General features: G+C 58.9%; 13 protein-coding genes. 4 read left to right on the top strand and 9 right to left on the bottom strand.

All coding sequences use genetic code 11. The annotated features are described in order from the left end of the window. Positions 1-3 precede the first annotated feature (3 nt). Positions 4-1,989 (bottom strand): putative bifunctional diguanylate cyclase/phosphodiesterase, encoded by a 1,986-nt coding sequence (locus V6R85_RS17480; RefSeq protein WP_336377092.1) that lies wholly within the window; start codon positions 1,987-1,989, stop codon positions 4-6. 342 nt (positions 1,990-2,331) lie between these two features. Here V6R85_RS17480 and V6R85_RS17485 point away from each other — a divergent pair, with 342 nt between their 5' ends. The 3 genes from V6R85_RS17485 (at position 2,332) to V6R85_RS17495 (ending at position 5,490) form a co-directional block, all read left to right on the top strand. Continuing rightward, the gene (locus V6R85_RS17485) at positions 2,332-3,138 is read left to right on the top strand and encodes an inositol monophosphatase family protein (RefSeq protein ID WP_336377106.1); all 807 of its coding nucleotides are present in this window, start codon (positions 2,332-2,334) and stop codon (positions 3,136-3,138) included. A 64-nt stretch (positions 3,139-3,202) separates the two neighbouring features. Continuing rightward, positions 3,203-3,811 carry a dual specificity protein phosphatase family protein gene (locus tag V6R85_RS17490; RefSeq protein WP_336377093.1) on the top strand — a complete coding sequence of 203 codons (609 nt, stop codon included), beginning with the start codon at positions 3,203-3,205 and terminating at the stop codon, positions 3,809-3,811. Then, positions 3,805-5,490, top strand: coding sequence for a metallophosphoesterase family protein (locus tag V6R85_RS17495; protein WP_111791769.1), 1,686 nt, complete (start codon positions 3,805-3,807; stop codon positions 5,488-5,490). The genes V6R85_RS17490 and V6R85_RS17495 overlap by 7 nt, the downstream gene beginning before the upstream one ends. Before the next feature lie 32 nt (positions 5,491-5,522). On the opposite strand, the gene V6R85_RS17500 is transcribed toward V6R85_RS17495, so the two are convergent. From V6R85_RS17500 to V6R85_RS17510, 3 genes are all read right to left on the bottom strand, one after another. Beyond that, complete coding sequence (locus V6R85_RS17500; RefSeq protein ID WP_060726680.1) at positions 5,523-6,509, bottom strand: LacI family DNA-binding transcriptional regulator; 987 nt, start codon at positions 6,507-6,509, stop codon at positions 5,523-5,525. A 113-nt stretch (positions 6,510-6,622) separates the two neighbouring features. Further along, positions 6,623-8,182, bottom strand: coding sequence for a TerC family protein (locus V6R85_RS17505; protein ID WP_060726681.1), 1,560 nt, complete (start codon positions 8,180-8,182; stop codon positions 6,623-6,625). 377 nt (positions 8,183-8,559) lie between these two features. Then, positions 8,560-9,576 (bottom strand): DUF1402 family protein, encoded by a 1,017-nt coding sequence (locus tag V6R85_RS17510; protein ID WP_111791314.1) that lies wholly within the window; start codon positions 9,574-9,576, stop codon positions 8,560-8,562. 248 nt (positions 9,577-9,824) lie between these two features. Between V6R85_RS17510 and V6R85_RS17515 the strand changes: the two genes are divergently transcribed. Next, positions 9,825-10,490 carry a transglutaminase-like cysteine peptidase gene (locus V6R85_RS17515; protein ID WP_111791768.1) on the top strand — a complete coding sequence of 222 codons (666 nt, stop codon included), beginning with the start codon at positions 9,825-9,827 and terminating at the stop codon, positions 10,488-10,490. Between the two features lie 107 nt (positions 10,491-10,597). On the opposite strand, the gene V6R85_RS17520 is transcribed toward V6R85_RS17515, so the two are convergent. The 5 genes from V6R85_RS17520 to V6R85_RS17540 all read right to left on the bottom strand — a co-directional run bounded on the left by V6R85_RS17520 (position 10,598) and on the right by V6R85_RS17540 (position 15,720). Beyond that, positions 10,598-11,683, bottom strand: a complete 1,086-nt coding sequence (locus V6R85_RS17520) for an ABC transporter ATP-binding protein (RefSeq protein WP_060726684.1) — start codon at positions 11,681-11,683, stop codon at positions 10,598-10,600. Further along, positions 11,680-12,507, bottom strand: a complete 828-nt coding sequence (locus tag V6R85_RS17525) for a carbohydrate ABC transporter permease (protein WP_060726685.1) — start codon at positions 12,505-12,507, stop codon at positions 11,680-11,682. Before V6R85_RS17525 ends, V6R85_RS17520 begins: the two co-directional genes overlap by 4 nt. Further along, positions 12,504-13,406, bottom strand: a complete 903-nt coding sequence (locus V6R85_RS17530) for a carbohydrate ABC transporter permease (protein ID WP_060726686.1) — start codon at positions 13,404-13,406, stop codon at positions 12,504-12,506. Before V6R85_RS17530 ends, V6R85_RS17525 begins: the two co-directional genes overlap by 4 nt. A gap of 114 nt (positions 13,407-13,520) precedes the next feature. Next, positions 13,521-14,753: an ABC transporter substrate-binding protein gene (locus V6R85_RS17535; protein ID WP_060726687.1), complete on the bottom strand. Its 1,233-nt coding sequence runs from the start codon at positions 14,751-14,753 to the stop codon at positions 13,521-13,523. A 64-nt stretch (positions 14,754-14,817) separates the two neighbouring features. Beyond that, the gene (locus V6R85_RS17540) at positions 14,818-15,720 is read right to left on the bottom strand and encodes a sugar phosphate isomerase/epimerase family protein (RefSeq protein WP_060726688.1); all 903 of its coding nucleotides are present in this window, start codon (positions 15,718-15,720) and stop codon (positions 14,818-14,820) included. Between the last annotated feature and the right edge of the window lie 3 nt (positions 15,721-15,723).

Here is a 15,723-nt window from a genome sequence, read left to right on the forward strand (position 1 = left end):
AGCTTACCACCAAGCCTTGTTTGGATTTTTGAGAGCTATGGATTTGGTGCGATGTTTGGGACTCGCCTGGCCCGAAAGAAACGCACCGACATCCTCTTCCCGAAGCGGCGGCGCATAGATGTAGCCCTGCACCAGCGTGGCGCCGAGGCCTTCGAGTGCGGTTAGCTCGGCTGGTGTTTCCACCCCTTCCACCACGCATTCCAGTCCCATGTCGCGACTGCGGGTGAGGAGGGATTTCACGATTTTGTAGCTGGCCGGTTTTTCGTGCAGGTCCGTGACGAAGCTGCGGTCGATCTTGATCTTGGTCAGCGGCAATGCGTGCAGTCGCGTCAGGCTGGAATAGCCGGTGCCGAAATCGTCCAGCGATATGCCGCAGCCGAGGCGGCGCAGCATTTCGACCGATTGCCTCACCTGTTCGAAATCATGGGCAAAAGCCGTCTCGGTAATTTCAAGGTCCAGCCGTCGTGCATCGAAGCTGCTGTTTTCGATGATGCCGAGCAGGGAAAGCACGCCCTCATGGGAATTGAGGTCCTGGGCCGAAAGGTTGAACGACAGGCGCAGGGAGGGTTCCCATGTGGCGGCGGAGGCGAGCGCCATTTTGAGAAGCGGCCGCGTCAGCGAACCGACGATGCCGGCCCGTTCCGCGATGGGGAAGAACTGGCAAGGCGGCACATGCCCGAGAACCGGGCTGTGCCAGCGCGCCAGCGCTTCAAACCCTGCCGTCCTTCCGTCGCGTATATCGACGATCGGCTGGAACACGACCGAAAGCTCGTTTTCCATATCCCGCTGTTTGAGCAGGTGCTCGACGCGGGCTTCAATATTGATCTGCTTTTCGTGCTCCGCATCGAACAGAACGGCATCGCCACGCCGGGTTTTCTTGGCATGGTAGAGGGCATAGTCAGCCCTGTCGAAAAGCTGCTCGAGCGTGGAGGCGAGGTGTGGAAAGACCGCTATTCCCATGGATGCGGAAACATGCACCGTTCCCTCAGGCATATGGTAAGGCGCCCTCAGCTGCTCGGAGATCGCATTGGCATTTGCCACGAGTTGCGCATCATCAGGTATGATAGGCGCGACAATGGCAAATTCGTCGCCGCCCAGTCGAAACGCCTTGCTGGCCTTCAGATTGGCGGTGAGGCGCTTGCTGACATTGATCAACAGCCTGTCTCCCACGGAGTGTCCATAAAGGTCGTTGACCGGCTTGAACCCGTCCAGATCGATGACGCCCAGCGCCAGCCGGGTTCCGTTGGTCCTCGCCTTTTCGAGCTCGGCTTCAAGGTGGGCGAAGAAGGCGCGGCGGTTGGGCAGTTCCGTCAGGCTGTCAATATTGGCAAGCAGCAGGTTTTCATTGCTGAGCGCTTCCGTGCGCTGCTGTGAAATGACCATGCGCTCAAAATTGCGGTAGTTGGTCAGCAGGATGGACATCATGCCGGTGCAGACCAGCAGCACGTTGATGGCGATGGCGACAAATGTCGGTTGCCGCGACGCCAGAAAGAAGGCGATGAAGGCGCCATTGACGATGACCGTCACCATGAAAGCGGCCGAGCGAACATACATCAGACAGAAAATGCAGGAAATGACGGTAATCGCCATATAGAAGGCGACGTGGGATCGCGTATAGGCATCCCCATAGGGCACCAGCAAAAAAGACCAGAGCGTGAATGCCATGGCGATGCCGGCAGCCAGACGATTGGTACGCTGAAGGGCTGCATGTGCCACCTTGGGTGCGGGATCTATACCACGCGTCCTCCACCAGAAGGTGACTCTCAGCGTGCAGCCGAGGGTGAAGAGACCGGGAATTCCAATGGTGAGCCAGAGCGGCGCCACCTGCATATGCGTTACGGCAAGCGCCCATGTACTTGAGAGCAGAATGAAATACATCATCGGCATCTGTCGGGTGAAAGCACGGTACTGCGCTTTCAGCAGATCAGGATTGTCGGACCGAACGGACACGAAGTCCTGCAATTTTTGTGTGGCGGTCAGTAATTTCATTTATGGCTCTTCAAGTACAGAGCGGCATTTGTAACTTAATTCCCGTTACATCGTTGGAAATGCACAGGGTTAACCGACATAAAACTGTATCAACCGCAAGATGCAGGCGCTGCATTTCGCAACATTTCATTATTTTCGTTATTAAGCGTTTCCTGGATTGGTATGTCCGATGGGTGAGAAAACCCTTCGCTTCTTGCCATGCGCCGTGGAAAATCTATTGATCTGGTAGAATGAGGCTTCTCTCCCTCGATATTCATGAGTTCCCTTTTAGATTCTCTTGAAAAGCTTGAGCGCGCGTGCATTATGAACGCGTGTTCAAAATTCGAGGAATGGTTCTTGCACATGGATTTAATCCACTATCCCGACACCTTGGCGGCGCGAGCCGAACTGTGCCGCAGCGTTATCCTGTCCGCCGGGGAGCTGGTGCTGAAAGGTTTTGAGGGCGAGGCCACGCGCAGTTTTTCGATGAAGGGGCCGCAGGATTTTCTGACGGTGACGGATGCGGCTTCCGAAGCGCATATTCGCGGCGCGATCTCGGCTGCTTTCCCGGATGACAGTTTTTTCGGCGAAGAAGGCGGCGGCGAGATCGGAGAGCGCGTCTGGGTGGTGGATCCTATTGACGGCACCGCCAATTTTGCCCGTGGCATTCCGCATTTCTGCATCTCTATCGCATATGTCGAAAACGGACGGACAGAAATCGGAGCGATCTATAACCCCGCCCTCGGCGAGCTTTATCTCGCCCGCCGCGGCGAAGGTGCGACACGTAACGGGGAGCCGATCCGGACGGCGGAAACGGAGCGTTTCGATGCGGCTTCGATCGAGATGGGCTGGTCCACCCGGGTCGCGAACGCCACCTATCTCGATGTGGTCACGAAGCTGTTCGATATGGGCGCGAATGTCCGCCGCGCCGGCTCCGGTGCTCTGGCGCTCGCCTATGTGGCCGATGGCCGTTCCGACGGCTATCTCGAATTGCATATGAATTCATGGGATTGTCTTGCGGGCCTGCTACTCGTCAGCGAAGCTGGCGGCGACGTGTGCCCATTTCTGGAAATCGGCAGCTTGCGGGATGGCGGGCCGGTGCTGGCCGCAGCCGCCGGTGTTGCCAAAGGCGTCAGCCAGGCGTCGAACATAGTCCTTGCCGCGCGGTAGCTGCGGCGGGATGATTTATGACGGAAACCCTTTAAAGGGGGCTCCGTGCATGTGGAGGAATGAAATGGATGGACCCGTTTATGCCCGGCCAGCAATCAGCCTGATTGCGGAAGGGCTGGGCCCGCACAATGCTGCGCTTTACATTGGCGGCAGCGATGGTGCGGGTGATCTCGGGCTCCTGCGCCGGCATGGCATCACCATCGTCGTCAATTGCGCCGTCAATCTGGATATCAATCTCGTGCAGGCCACGGCAGAAGAGGGCGACAGGCGCGCGGTAGGTTATGGCGACATTCGTTATTACAAGCTCGGCCCTATTGATGGCGAGGGTAGCCCCGACACCATGATGCTGGGCGCCTATTACATTCTCGACGGCGCGCTTCGCCAGACCATGCCGAAGCGGGAAACCTATCCCTTTGCCGATGGCGGCAATGTGCTCGTCAATTGCCGCGGCGGCCGCAGCCGCTCCGTTTCGCTGGTGGCGCTTTTCCTGCACAAGCAGCGGCCGGATCTCTATCCCACCCTCGACGATGCACTGGCCGTGATCCGCACGAGACGGGAATTGCGGCCGGATGAATGGTTCGAGACACCGAAACCGATGCTTTATGCCGCCGCTCGCCGTGCTTCCGAATGGATCGACATGGTCGAGGGCAGAAAGACTGCTCACTCATGCTGACACGCACGCTTCCCTCGGTTGCCGTCATCGCCGACGTGCATTTTCATGACACGGCAGCCGATTTCGGGTTTCCCGGCATCGAGATTGATGGCCAGCGCATCACCATGCGCAGTTGGTCCGATACACGCGAATCCACCCGGGTTTTCAACGAAAGCACCGATGCGCTGCATGCGGCGCTCGAAGACGTGCGCCAGCGCGGCATTCGCCATGTGGTGCTGCTTGGCGATTATACCGATGACGGCCAGCGGGAAACGACGGAGACGCTGAAGGGCATTCTGCAGCGCCACAGCCATGCCCACGGCACTGCCTTTTACGCACTGCCCGGAAATCACGATATTTTCGGCCCGCTTGGCCGGCACCACACCAAGGAATTTCTGACGGAGAATGGCAGGTGCCTTTCCGTTTCAAGCGATGTACGGCGGGCCGGCGAGCGCGTCATTATCAGCGATCGCATGTATTGCGAGGGTTATCCGGCGGGTCTTGGCCCGATGGCGGCCTTCGGTTATTTCCGTCAGCCGGATTATCTGCATTGGGAAACCCCCTTCGGTCTTTCCGATGCGGCGGAAGACCGGATGTACGAGGTGCGCTCACCCGATGGTCGCAATGTCTATCGCCTGATGGATGCTTCCTATCTGGTCGAGCCCGAGCCGGGCCTGTGGCTCCTGATGATCGACGCCAATATTTTCGAACCACTCGATGGTGAGTTTGAAAGGGGTGAGGACGCGGCTTTTACGGACAGCACCTCCGGCGGCTGGAACGCGCTTTTGCGCTGCAAGCCTTTCATCATTGACTGGATCGCCGATGTGCGCCGCAGGGCGCAGGCGCTCGGCAAGACATTGCTTGGCTTTTCCCACTATCCGGCGCTCGATCCTTTCGATGGCGCAAGCGGTGCGGAAAGCGCCCTGTTCGGAAAAACCAATGTCGTGCGCCGCACGCCGCGCAGGGCGGTGGAGGATGCGCTGCGGCAGGCCGGGCTTGCCGTCCATTTCAGCGGGCACCTGCACGTGGAAGGCGTGACCCGTCGCGGGGAAGGCGAAAACTCGCTCACCAATATCGCCGTGCCGTCGCTCGTCGCCTTTCCGCCCGCCTTCAAGGTCGTCCACCCGTCGCGGCAGGAAATCCTTGTCGAGACGGTGGAGATGGCTGCCCTGCCGGTCAATGGCCGCATTTGCAGCGGTTACGCGCAGGAAACAGCACTGGCGGGTGAGGAAGACGACCGGGCTTTCGCGGCGGGCAATTACGGTGATTTTCTGCTGGGTCACAACAGGGCGCTGATCAGGCATCGCTATTTCGCCAAGGAATGGCCGGCCGCTGTCGTCAGGGCAATCGCCGACAAAAGCGTTCGGGACGTTCTCGACCTACTTGAAGGCGAAGACCGATCCTCGCCTGATGATGCTATCCTGTCCTCAGACCTGCCGATGTTCGAGCTGATTGCCGATTGGTATTGCCTACGCCAGGGCGCAGGTCTTTCGCTGCCGCATATCGCGCCGCAACGGCTTTCCCTTTATCGAACGCTGGCGGAACGCTTTGGTCGTAAGCCGGATCATCACGATGGCTCGGTGGAGAGCTTTCTCGAAATCTTCTTCGGAGCACTCGGCCTGTTTCTTGAGCGTGCCGAAGGCAGCCCGCGCGATCTGGAGCTTCGGCTTGCGCCGCACCATGAACGCGTTGCGGTTTGAACTGAAGAGTTTTGCCCGGAAGGAGATTTGGTCTAGCGCGCGGTGATGCGCTCGACCATGGAAACGGGCACGACCTGAAGCCGGGTTTCCGGCTCATCGCTATCGAGCGCGGTCAAGACCTTCTCGGTCAGCGCGTCGAAGGACTGGGCAATGGTTGTCAGCTGGTAGCTTTTCCAGCCGGCCTGCGGAATGTCGTCGAAACCGACAATCGAGATATCTTCCGGCACCCGGCGGCCCATTTCCAGCCGGGCGGCATCCATGAAACCAAGTGCCAGCAGATCGGTCACGCAGAAGGCGCCGTCTATTGTCTTGTCCGTGAGCAACTCGCGGCCGGCCTGATAACCGCTGTCATAGCTCGTCGGCCCGCCGGACCATGGCACGACCTCGACGCCTTCGATGCTCATGCGCTGGGTGAAGGCGCCGGCACGGCGCAACTGTGCCGGCGTCTGGCTGCCGCTGGAAATGACCGCGACCTTTTTGCATTTCGCTTCGACAAGCCGCATGGCGGCAAGATCGGCGCCGCGGGAATCGTCGCTCAGCACCATGTTCGTGTCGGTGCGATCAAGACGCTGATTGATGAGGATGAGGCGCACGCCGTTGGCGATGCATTCATCGACAATCGACGCCGGCGGTTCACCGGAGAGAACGACGATGGCCTGGGCGCGAAACTCGAAGAGACGCTCGATCAGCGGCGCAATGTCCTTGCGGGCATCCGCCGCATTCAGCAACAGGCATTGCAGCCCACGGCGCAGAAGCCCGATGCTGAGCAGATCGAGCTGCTTTGAAATGAAGGGAGAACTGAGATTGGCGCCGACGACACCGATGAGATTGGAGCGGTCATTGTTGAGACCCTGCGCCAGACGGTTGACGCGGTAGCCGAGTTCCTGTGCGGCTTTGAGCACCTTGCGCCGCACGGCCTTCGATACGCTGCCGCCGGGTGTGAAGGTGCGCGAGACGGCGGAACGCGAGACCCCGGCCTTTTTCGCCACCTCTTCGGCTGTCACGAACCCTCTCGCCATTCAACTCCCCCGTTGCGAACCATGGTCTGATATCACAGGCTATATGGCGTCGCATATTCCATTCGAAACATTTGGACGGGAGGCGCTCCTGCCGGCCGCCTCCCGCGCCCGGATCATCCATCGGAGAGGGTGGTGTTCCACGCCCGGATCTTTTCGATGTTTCTGTCGGAGCACGAGACGATCTCGAACTCGAACCCGTCGCCCGCAATATGTTCGCCGACTTCGGGAAGGCGATTGAGACGCCAGAGGATGTAGCCCGCGATTGTGGAGTAGCGGTCGGCCTCGTCCACCAGATTGATATCCAGGAGATAGGATACCCTTCTGACGTCCACAGCGCCATCCAGCAGCCAGGAACCATCCTCCGCCCGTTCGGAAATCTGCGCTTCCTCGCCCTCATCCGGAAACTCGCCCGCAATCGCCTCGAGAATATCCGTCGGCGTTGCTATGCCCTGCAACGTGCCATATTCATCGATGATGACGGCCATCTGCAGGGGCGATTTTCGCAGCTGTTCCATGACCTGCAGCGCCGTGGCGCTTTCATGCACCACGAGGGGCTCACGCAGCGAGCGCTCAAGGTTCAGTTTTCCGTCGTGCAGAAGATCACGCAGCAGATCCCTTGTCGCGGCGACGCCGAGGAATGAATCCAGCTTGCCCTGCGCCAGCATCAATCGGGAATGGTCGAGTTCCAGCAGGCGGTGTCTCAGCGTGTCGTGGTCGGCGTCGACATCGAGCCAGTCGATCTCCGTTCGTGGCGTCATGATTGAGACGACGGGACGCTCGGCCAGCGTGAGCACCCCGCGGATCATGTCCTTTTCCTCGGATTTGAACAGATCGCTTTGCGCTGCCTGCGCGGCGATGACGTCGGCAGTCTCACCGAGGGATGGTTGTTCGCCAACCCGGCCGCCCAGAAGCCGCAGAATGGCGTCGGAGGTGCGCTCACGCATATCGCCGGCGGTGATGCGCTTTTCACGGTTGCGCCTGCCAAGCTGGTTCGCCGCCTCGATAAGCACGGAAAAGCCGATGGCGGCGTAAAGATAACCCTTGGGCAGATGGAAGCCGAAACCCTCGACAATCAGGCTGAAGCCGATCATCAGGAGAAAACCGAGGCAGAGAATGACCACGGTCGGATGTTTCGACACGAAAGCCATCAGCGGCCTGGATGCTGCCATCATCACGGCCATGGCCACGCAGACAGCGGTAATCATCACCCAGAGATTATTGACCATGCCGACAGCGGTGATGACGCTGTCAAGCGAGAACACGGCATCGAGCACGACGATCTGCACGATGACCTGCCAGAAGACCGCATGCACTACCTTGCCCTGTTTCGGCTTCTGATCACCTTCCAGCCGTTCGTGCAGCTCCATGGTTCCCTTGGCGAGCAGGAAGGCGCCGCCGAGAATGAGGATGAGATCGCGCCCCGAGAAGGAAAAATCGGCGACGGTGAAAAGCGGCCGTGTCAGCGTGACGATCCAGGAGATGGAAAACAGCAGCAGGAGGCGCATGATGAGCGCCAGCGACAGGCCGACGATCCGGGCCCTGTGGCGCTGGTGCGGCGGCAGCTTGTCGGCAAGGATCGCGATGAAAACGAGATTGTCGATGCCGAGGACGACTTCGAGAACGATAAGGGTGACGAGGCCGATCCAGATGTTCGGATCTGCGAGGAATTCCATGTTCAGGAGCCTTTATGGGAATGGGTGCAAACGCGCAAAGCCCCGGATTGCACATCCGAGGCTGGAAGTCGTCGCGTTGATGAAAACAAGAAGATCCGAGGCTGGCTTCGCGTTACGCGAGCCAGCCTCGTTCGGTGTCGACTACCGTCTGTACTGTCGCCTTCGTCAGGCATCGGGTTGATTTATCCCACTATCAGTAAATTCTTGTGCCGGTCGACCTAACAAATTTTCGGCCGCTGGAAAAGCGATTTTCGGTTTTTTGATGCCATGACGATGCGTTTGAGCAATCTTTGCGCGCAAATAAGCGGTTATTTCCCGAGAAATACGCGCGATGCGCAATCTGGGCGGTTGCCTGATTGTTTGACGATAAAAAGCCGTTATTGCTTTTTCCCGCCGATATCAGAGGTCGTCCGCTGGTCGATGGCCTTGCCGTCGAGAATGCTTTTCAGGACGTCGAGGCGCTCGTTGATCAGCCATCCATAATAGTTTTCGACCGGCAGCAGTTTTTTTGCCCCTGCATCCACGGCAGCCCGCAGACGTTCGGCGCGACGCCTTGGCTGGCCGACATTGTAAAGCGTGGCAGTGATGCCGGGATTGCCGGAAATGTCGAAGCCTTTTTCCCTGTAGGCATCGATGGAATCCCTGAGGATGGCGGCGATGTAGATGATGCTGCGGTCGGGATCCATAACGTCACGGTAGATATCTTTCGGCCTGTCCGCCGACAGTTTCGGCAGGCCGCTCGTCCTGTTGACGAGATCGGTCACCTGCAGGGCCGTCAACGGGCTGATCTGGCCAAGGCCGAAGGTCTGCCCGGCATAAAAGGGCTGGAAGAAAGCGCGCTGGAAGGAGATGGCCTCATAGCTCACACCATCCACCACCTTGCCGCGGAAACTCTCGTCCCAGACGGTATCACGGCAACTCCATTGTTCCGACGTGGTGGCAAGCGTTTCACAGGGCCGGAATTCCGGCCGCTGCAGAAATGTCTTCAGGGAAACACCGTCATAGCTGAACTTTATATCGAGTTCGGCGTAGGAAATGGCCTTGATGTAGTAGGTCTGCAGGCGATCCACGGCCGAGACGTTGAACGTATGTTCCCCGACGATGGCGCCGACGATATGGATGGGGTCAATCCCGTAGGCCGCTGCGGCCTTCTTGATCTTGCCGAGAAGGGCGGGCTCGCTGTTTAAAAGATCGACCGTCTTCCGAAACTTTTCGTCGTAGGTCGTGTACGAGGCCCTGGTGCGGATCGCCGAGGCTCTGGGGATTTCCGGCTGCTCGGCGGAGCTGTTCCCGGGGGGAACGACGGTCACCTGCTGCGCCAGCGCATAGGAAGGAAGGGAGGCCAGCGCCAGGATGACGGCGGCTGCGCGGGAAGTCTTCGCAAACAGGCTCATGCAGCGTTCTCTGTAACGTGGATTGTTATCGCGGCGAGGGCTCCTTCATAGGCAGGCTGGCCATAGCTGACAAGTTCGCATCGCTCACTTTACCGTTGGGGGCCGTTTGATGCGCGTTCTGATCGATGTCATTTGCGCGCTCGTCTCCAGCACGATCGAGACCGAAATTCCCGGTTCGTTAAAAATCGAGCTTTTTGTTTCATGTGAACGCAAATCGCCGCCGATAGGTCTGTCGTCAGGAGACGACCATGACCCTTCCCATCAAATTGCTGCAAGCCTGTTGCATTCTGATTGCGACCTGCCTGGCTGCGCCGGTTCAGGCGTCTCCTTTCATGCAGACTGGCAAGATCACGTCGCAGCCTGTCGGCCACTATGACTTCTGCCAGCGGCATTCGGTTGAATGTCAGCCGGTGACGGCCACGCCGCCCCTCACCCTCACCCCCGATGCCTGGGCAACGATTGTTTCGGTGAACAATGCCGTTAACGTCGAGATCGACCAGCGCACCGACATGGAGGTTTGGGGTTATGAGGATTATTGGGAATATCCCTACAAGGGTGCGGGCGACTGCGAAGACCTTGCGCTGGAGAAGCGCAGGCGCCTGATGCAGTCCGGTTTTGCTGTTTCAAATCTCCTGATAACAGTGGTGCGGGACGAACGGGGAGAGGGCCACGCCATCCTGACAGTCAGAACCGATCGGGGAGATTTCATTCTCGACAATATGAAGGCGAAGGTTTTGCGCTGGGACGAAACGGCCTATACCTATCTGAAACGCCAATCCACCGATCATGCCGGTCGCTGGGTGGATATAGAAGGGCCCGCTGCGCCGGCAATCGCCTCCCGCGAGGCTGGTCGGGCTACCGCCACCTCCGCGACAGCGCGCCGTAGCTTGTTCGATATCTTCAAATCGCGCTGAAACCACTCACAGCAAGAGCAGGACCGGGTAAGAACAGGTTTGGCGCCCCCGGCAAGGACAGCGGGCCGTCATGCGGCCCGCGAGCATAGCCCTTCTACGGATATGGATTATTGTCTCGCAAGGCCAATGCCCGTTGCCTCGTCGAAGAGGTGCATATCGGCCGGGTTGATATCGAGGCCAATGATCTCGCCAGCCTTGACTGCGCTGCGTCCCTGTACCGCGATGACCAGTTCGGTGGATGTTCCTGTTGTGAGGAAGGTGGCCGAACCGGTTGTTTCCACGGCTGAAACCGGCAATGCCAATGCCGCCCCCTCTGCCGCTGCCGGCCGGATATGTTCCGGCCGGATGCCGACGATCACATGTTTGCCGGGCGGCAGGGTGGCTGGCGCCCTTATGGATTGCTGCGGCTCACCTTCGCCGAACTGCAGTAGAAGCGAAGCGCCGTCCGGACTGACTGTCGCCGGAATGAAATTCATGGCCGGTGAGCCGATGAAACCCGCAACGAAACGATTGACCGGGCGGTCGTAAAGTTCCAGCGGCGTGCCCTGCTGTTCGATGACGCCGTCACGCATGACGACGACATGATCAGCCATGGTCATTGCCTCGATCTGGTCGTGGGTGACGTAGACTGAAGTTGCATGCAGGCGGTCGTGAAGGGCGCGGATTTCCTTGCGCATATGGACGCGCAGGGCCGCATCGAGGTTGGAGAGCGGCTCATCGAACAGGAAGGCCTGCGGATTGCGGATGATCGCCCGGCTCATGGCCACACGCTGGCGCTGGCCGCCGGAGAGTTCGCGGGGATAACGCTTCATCAGCTTGGAGAGTCCGGTCGTGGCCGCAACCTCTTCCGCCGCCCTGCGGGCCTCGGCCTTGGCCACGCCACGCATGCGTAGCGAATAGGTGAGGTTTTCTTCGACAGTCATATGCGGGTAGAGCGCATAGGACTGAAACACCATGGCCACATCGCGCTTGCGTGGCGGCACGCCGTTCATGAGGGTGCCGGCAATACGCATGTCGCCGGCCGATATGGTCTCCAGGCCCGCGAGTGAGCGCAGAAGGGTAGACTTGCCGCAGCCGGATGGGCCGACAAGTGCCACGAAGGTGCCCTTCTTGATGGAAAGGTTGATGTTCTTCAGCGCATGGAAGGCGCCGTAATATTTGTTGACGCCTGATAGTTCGATCTGAAGGGTCATTTGAGCGCTCCCGAGGTCAGGCCGGATACGATGCGGCGCTGCAAGAGAATGAAGAGGGCGAGAATGGGCGTCACATACATGGTCGCATAGGCCATGATGTTGTTCCATTCGCTGGTGTTGGGGCCCATGAAGGAGTTGAGGCCGACGCTGGCGGGCTGCAATTCGGCCGCCTGGATGATGGATTTCGAATAGACGAATTCGCCGAAGGCCTGCATGAAGATGAGGATGGCGCTGACGAGGATACCGTTCCTGGCAAGCGGCAGCACGATGTTGAAGAAGGCCCCGACCCGGGAATTGCCATCCACCAGCGCCGCCTCTTCCAGCTCCTGCGGCACGGCCATGAAGGTGGCGCGCACCAGGACGACAAAGAAGGGCATGCTTTTTGCCGCAATGGCGAGGATGACCGATAGCCGCGGATAATCCAGCAATCCGAATTGCGAGAAACCGACGAAGATTGGCGTGATCATCAGCGATGCCGGCAGAACCTGCAGCATGAGGATGAGGAACAGGCCGATATCCACCCAGACATTGCGATACCGCGCCAGAACATAGGCGCAGCCGACGCCGAGAACGGTGATCAGCAGCACTGCGCTGGAAGCGATCAGCACCGAATTCCACAGGTAGCGCCCCATGTTGCGGCTGTTCCAGACATAGGCATAGGTTTGCCATTGCGGATCGCTGGGCCAGAAGGAGGGCGGATTGGCGAACATTTCCGAGCCGCTTTTGAGCGAGGTCAGATACATCCAGTAAAGCGGGAAGAGGTAGATGATGGCGAGAATGATGGCGATTACCAGCATCAGCCGATCGCGGTTGGTGATGCTCATCCGCGCACCTCATGCCGTGTGGAGCGCACATAAACGATGGAGGCCAGCATGACGAAAACGATCATGATGACGGATATCGTCGCACCCTTGCCGAAATCATATTGCCGGAAGGACAGGTCCCAGGCCCAATATTGCGCCACGTTGGAACTGTTGTTCGGTCCGCCATCGGTAATGGCGGCGAAAAGATCGAATTGCTGCAGCGTGAAGATCAGGCCGAGCGAGACGATCGCGCCGATGGTGGAGCGCATCATTGGCAGGGTGATGGTGTAGAAGCGCTGCCAGGCATTGGCTCCATCCAGTTCCGCGGCTTCGTAGAGGTCGCCGGGAATGGAGGCGAGGCCGACTGACAGCAGGATCATGTTGAAGGAGGTGCCGAGCCAGATATTGGCGATGACGACGGCCCAGAGCGAAAAATTCGCATCCGAGCGCCAGAAGATATTGCCCGATACCAGGCCGCTTTCCCGCAGGAAGAAATTCAAGACGCCGAAATCGCCCGAGAGAATCCAGTTCCAGATGGCGCCGACGACGAGGCCGGGCATGACCCAGGAGACGAGGAACAGGCCGCGCAGCCAGGTGGCGCCGGGAAAATTGACCCAGAAGAACAGCGCCAGGCCAAAGCCGATCGCGAACTGCCCGGCAATCGAGGCCACGACGAAGGTGACCGTGTTGAAAAGGATCGGCAATGTTTCCGGCTGCCGGAACAGGTCGACATAGTTCTTGAAGCCGACGAAGGGGCGCACGAAGGTGCCCAGACTGAACATGTCGACTTCCTGAAAGCTCATGACAATATTGTAGATGAGCGGCAGCCCGGCCATGACGAACAGGAAGCCCAAAGGAAAGGCGACAAGGACGATGTCGAAACCGCGACCGTCACTGACGCTGGAAAACAGTTTTTTCATGAAACATCCTCAAAAGCTCCAGTCGGGGCCGCCGCCGCTTGTCGCGACAGGCAGCCCCACCGGGAGGAACCCTTGGGTGGAGGCCGGGGAAACCGGCCCGCCCGCCCAGATAGATCAGCCTTCGACCAGCTTTATCTTTTCAGCGGCCTGATCAAGCGCAGCCTTCGGCGTCATCTGACCCGACAGGGCGCCCTGAATGGCGTCCTGTATCGCCTTGGAAATCTTCGGCCATTCGGGTGAGGGGCCACGCGGCTGCGCATATTTCAGCTGTTCCACGAAGGTTTTTAGCGCTTCATCCTTCAACGCATTGCCGGTTGGCGGAACCGGAATATCCGAACGCGCCGGCAATTGGCCGAAGTTTTTGAACATATCCTTGTCCTTCGAGGCGAAGAATTCGATTGCCTTGAAGGCCTCTTCCGGATGTTTGGTCTTGGAGAAGATCGCCCAGTTATAGTCGCCCATGGCCGAAGATCGGGGCGCATCGGGTGTGGGCACCGGCAGCAGGGCCACGCCCCAGTCGAACTTGGCGTCCTTCAGCATGCGGTCGATTTCCCATGGGCCAGAAATGACCATGGCGGCATTGCCGGCGTTGAAGGTGGCGGTGGAATCCCACTGGCTGCGCGTCAGTGTATCGGGAGATGCCAGCTTTTCGTCCAGCATCAGCTTCCATGTTTCGAGCGCTTTGACGGCGCCCTCGGTATTGATGTTCTTGTACGTCGCGCCCGCCATCTGCGCCCAGGGCAGGAACTGGAAGGTGCCTTCCTCATTCGCCTTGGCGCTGAAACTGATGCCATAGACGTTCTTTGCGGGATTGGTCAGCTTGCGGGCCGCGCCCACCAGCTCATCCCAGGTCTGCGGCGGTTTTGCCGCGTCGAGCCCTGCGGCCTTGAACAGGTCCTTGTTATAATAAAGCGCAATCGTATTCGTCGCCTTCGGCACGCCGAAATATTTGCCGTCCCACATCACCGATTTCAGCGGCCCCGGAAAATAATTCTCCGTCTTGATGACTTCAGAGTTGGCGATCATGTCGGTCACATCGAGAAAGGCCCCGCGTGCGGCGAACATGGCGTGGTTGGGGTTGTCGATGGCGATGATGTCGGGCGCATTGCCGGTCGAATAAGCGCGCATGGATTCGCTCACCACATCATCGAACTGCAATTGCCGGTATTCGATCTTGATGCCGTTATTGAGCGCATTGAACTCTTTGATAAGGTTCGGCGCCGGCTGGATATCTCGATCCAGCGACCAGAGGGTCAACGTCACATCCTCGGCCTGCGCGGTGATTGCGCCGGCTGATACGCTCGCCAGCAAAATTGCGCCGGCCATCATGCATTTCGCGATACCCATAATCTCCTCCTCTTGGTTATCGTCTCTCTGCAATTTTCGGAAACCTTCTCCCAAAAGGTTGCCGTTATGTCGGGTCGACGACGAAATCGCCGCCGCGGCATTTTTTCAGATAGTTCAGGCCATGCACCTGGCCCGTCATTTCCAGCGCATCGCGATAGACCGGATCATGCCAGCCTTCGATGTCGATGGAGCCGGACCAGCCGGCGAGGCGCAGTTCGGAAACAATGTCCGTCCAGTTGCTGTCGCCGAAGCCCGGCGTGCGCATGAAGACGAATTTTTCCTTGCCGAAAATGCCGTGCTCGCGAATGACGTCCCAGCGGATTGTCGCGTCCTTGCCGTGTACGTGGAAAATCTTGTCCGCCCATTTTCGGATTTGCGGCAGCGGGTCGATCAGATAGACCATCTGATGGCAGGGTTCCCATTCGATGCCGATATGGTCATCCGGCGTTTCGTTGAACATCAGTTCCCAGGCATCAGGGTTGTGCGCGATGTTCCAGTCGCCGGTCTGCCAGTTGCCATCCATGGCGCAGTTTTCAAAGGCGATCTTCACGCCCTTGTCGGCGGCGCGTTTTGCAAGCTCGCTCCAGATTTCCTTATATCGGGGAAGGCTTTCCGGCAGCGGTTTGCCGCGAAGCCGGCCGGTGAAACCCGCAACGCAGGTCGCGCCGAAATGGTGGGCATTGTCGATGCAGTCTTTCCAGCCCTGCAATGTCTCAAGGTCGATCTCGGTTTCTTCCAGCGGATTGCCGAACATGCCGAGCGTGCTGATGGTGATGTCGCGCTCGCCGATCGCGTCAAGGCAGCGCTTGCCGAGCTCGGCAAGGTCCTGACCGTTGGTGGTCTGCCAGAAGAACGGCTCGAAGCTTTCAAAGCCGAGATCGGCGATCTGGCCGATACGTTCGGCCGCCTGGCCCTTGGTGGCGCTGACCATGGTGCCGATGCGGATGGATGTTGCCGGATTGCTCACGTC

This window comes from Agrobacterium sp. CCNWLW32, from assembly GCF_037083425.1.
Lineage (GTDB): Bacteria > Pseudomonadota > Alphaproteobacteria > Rhizobiales > Rhizobiaceae > Agrobacterium > Agrobacterium radiobacter.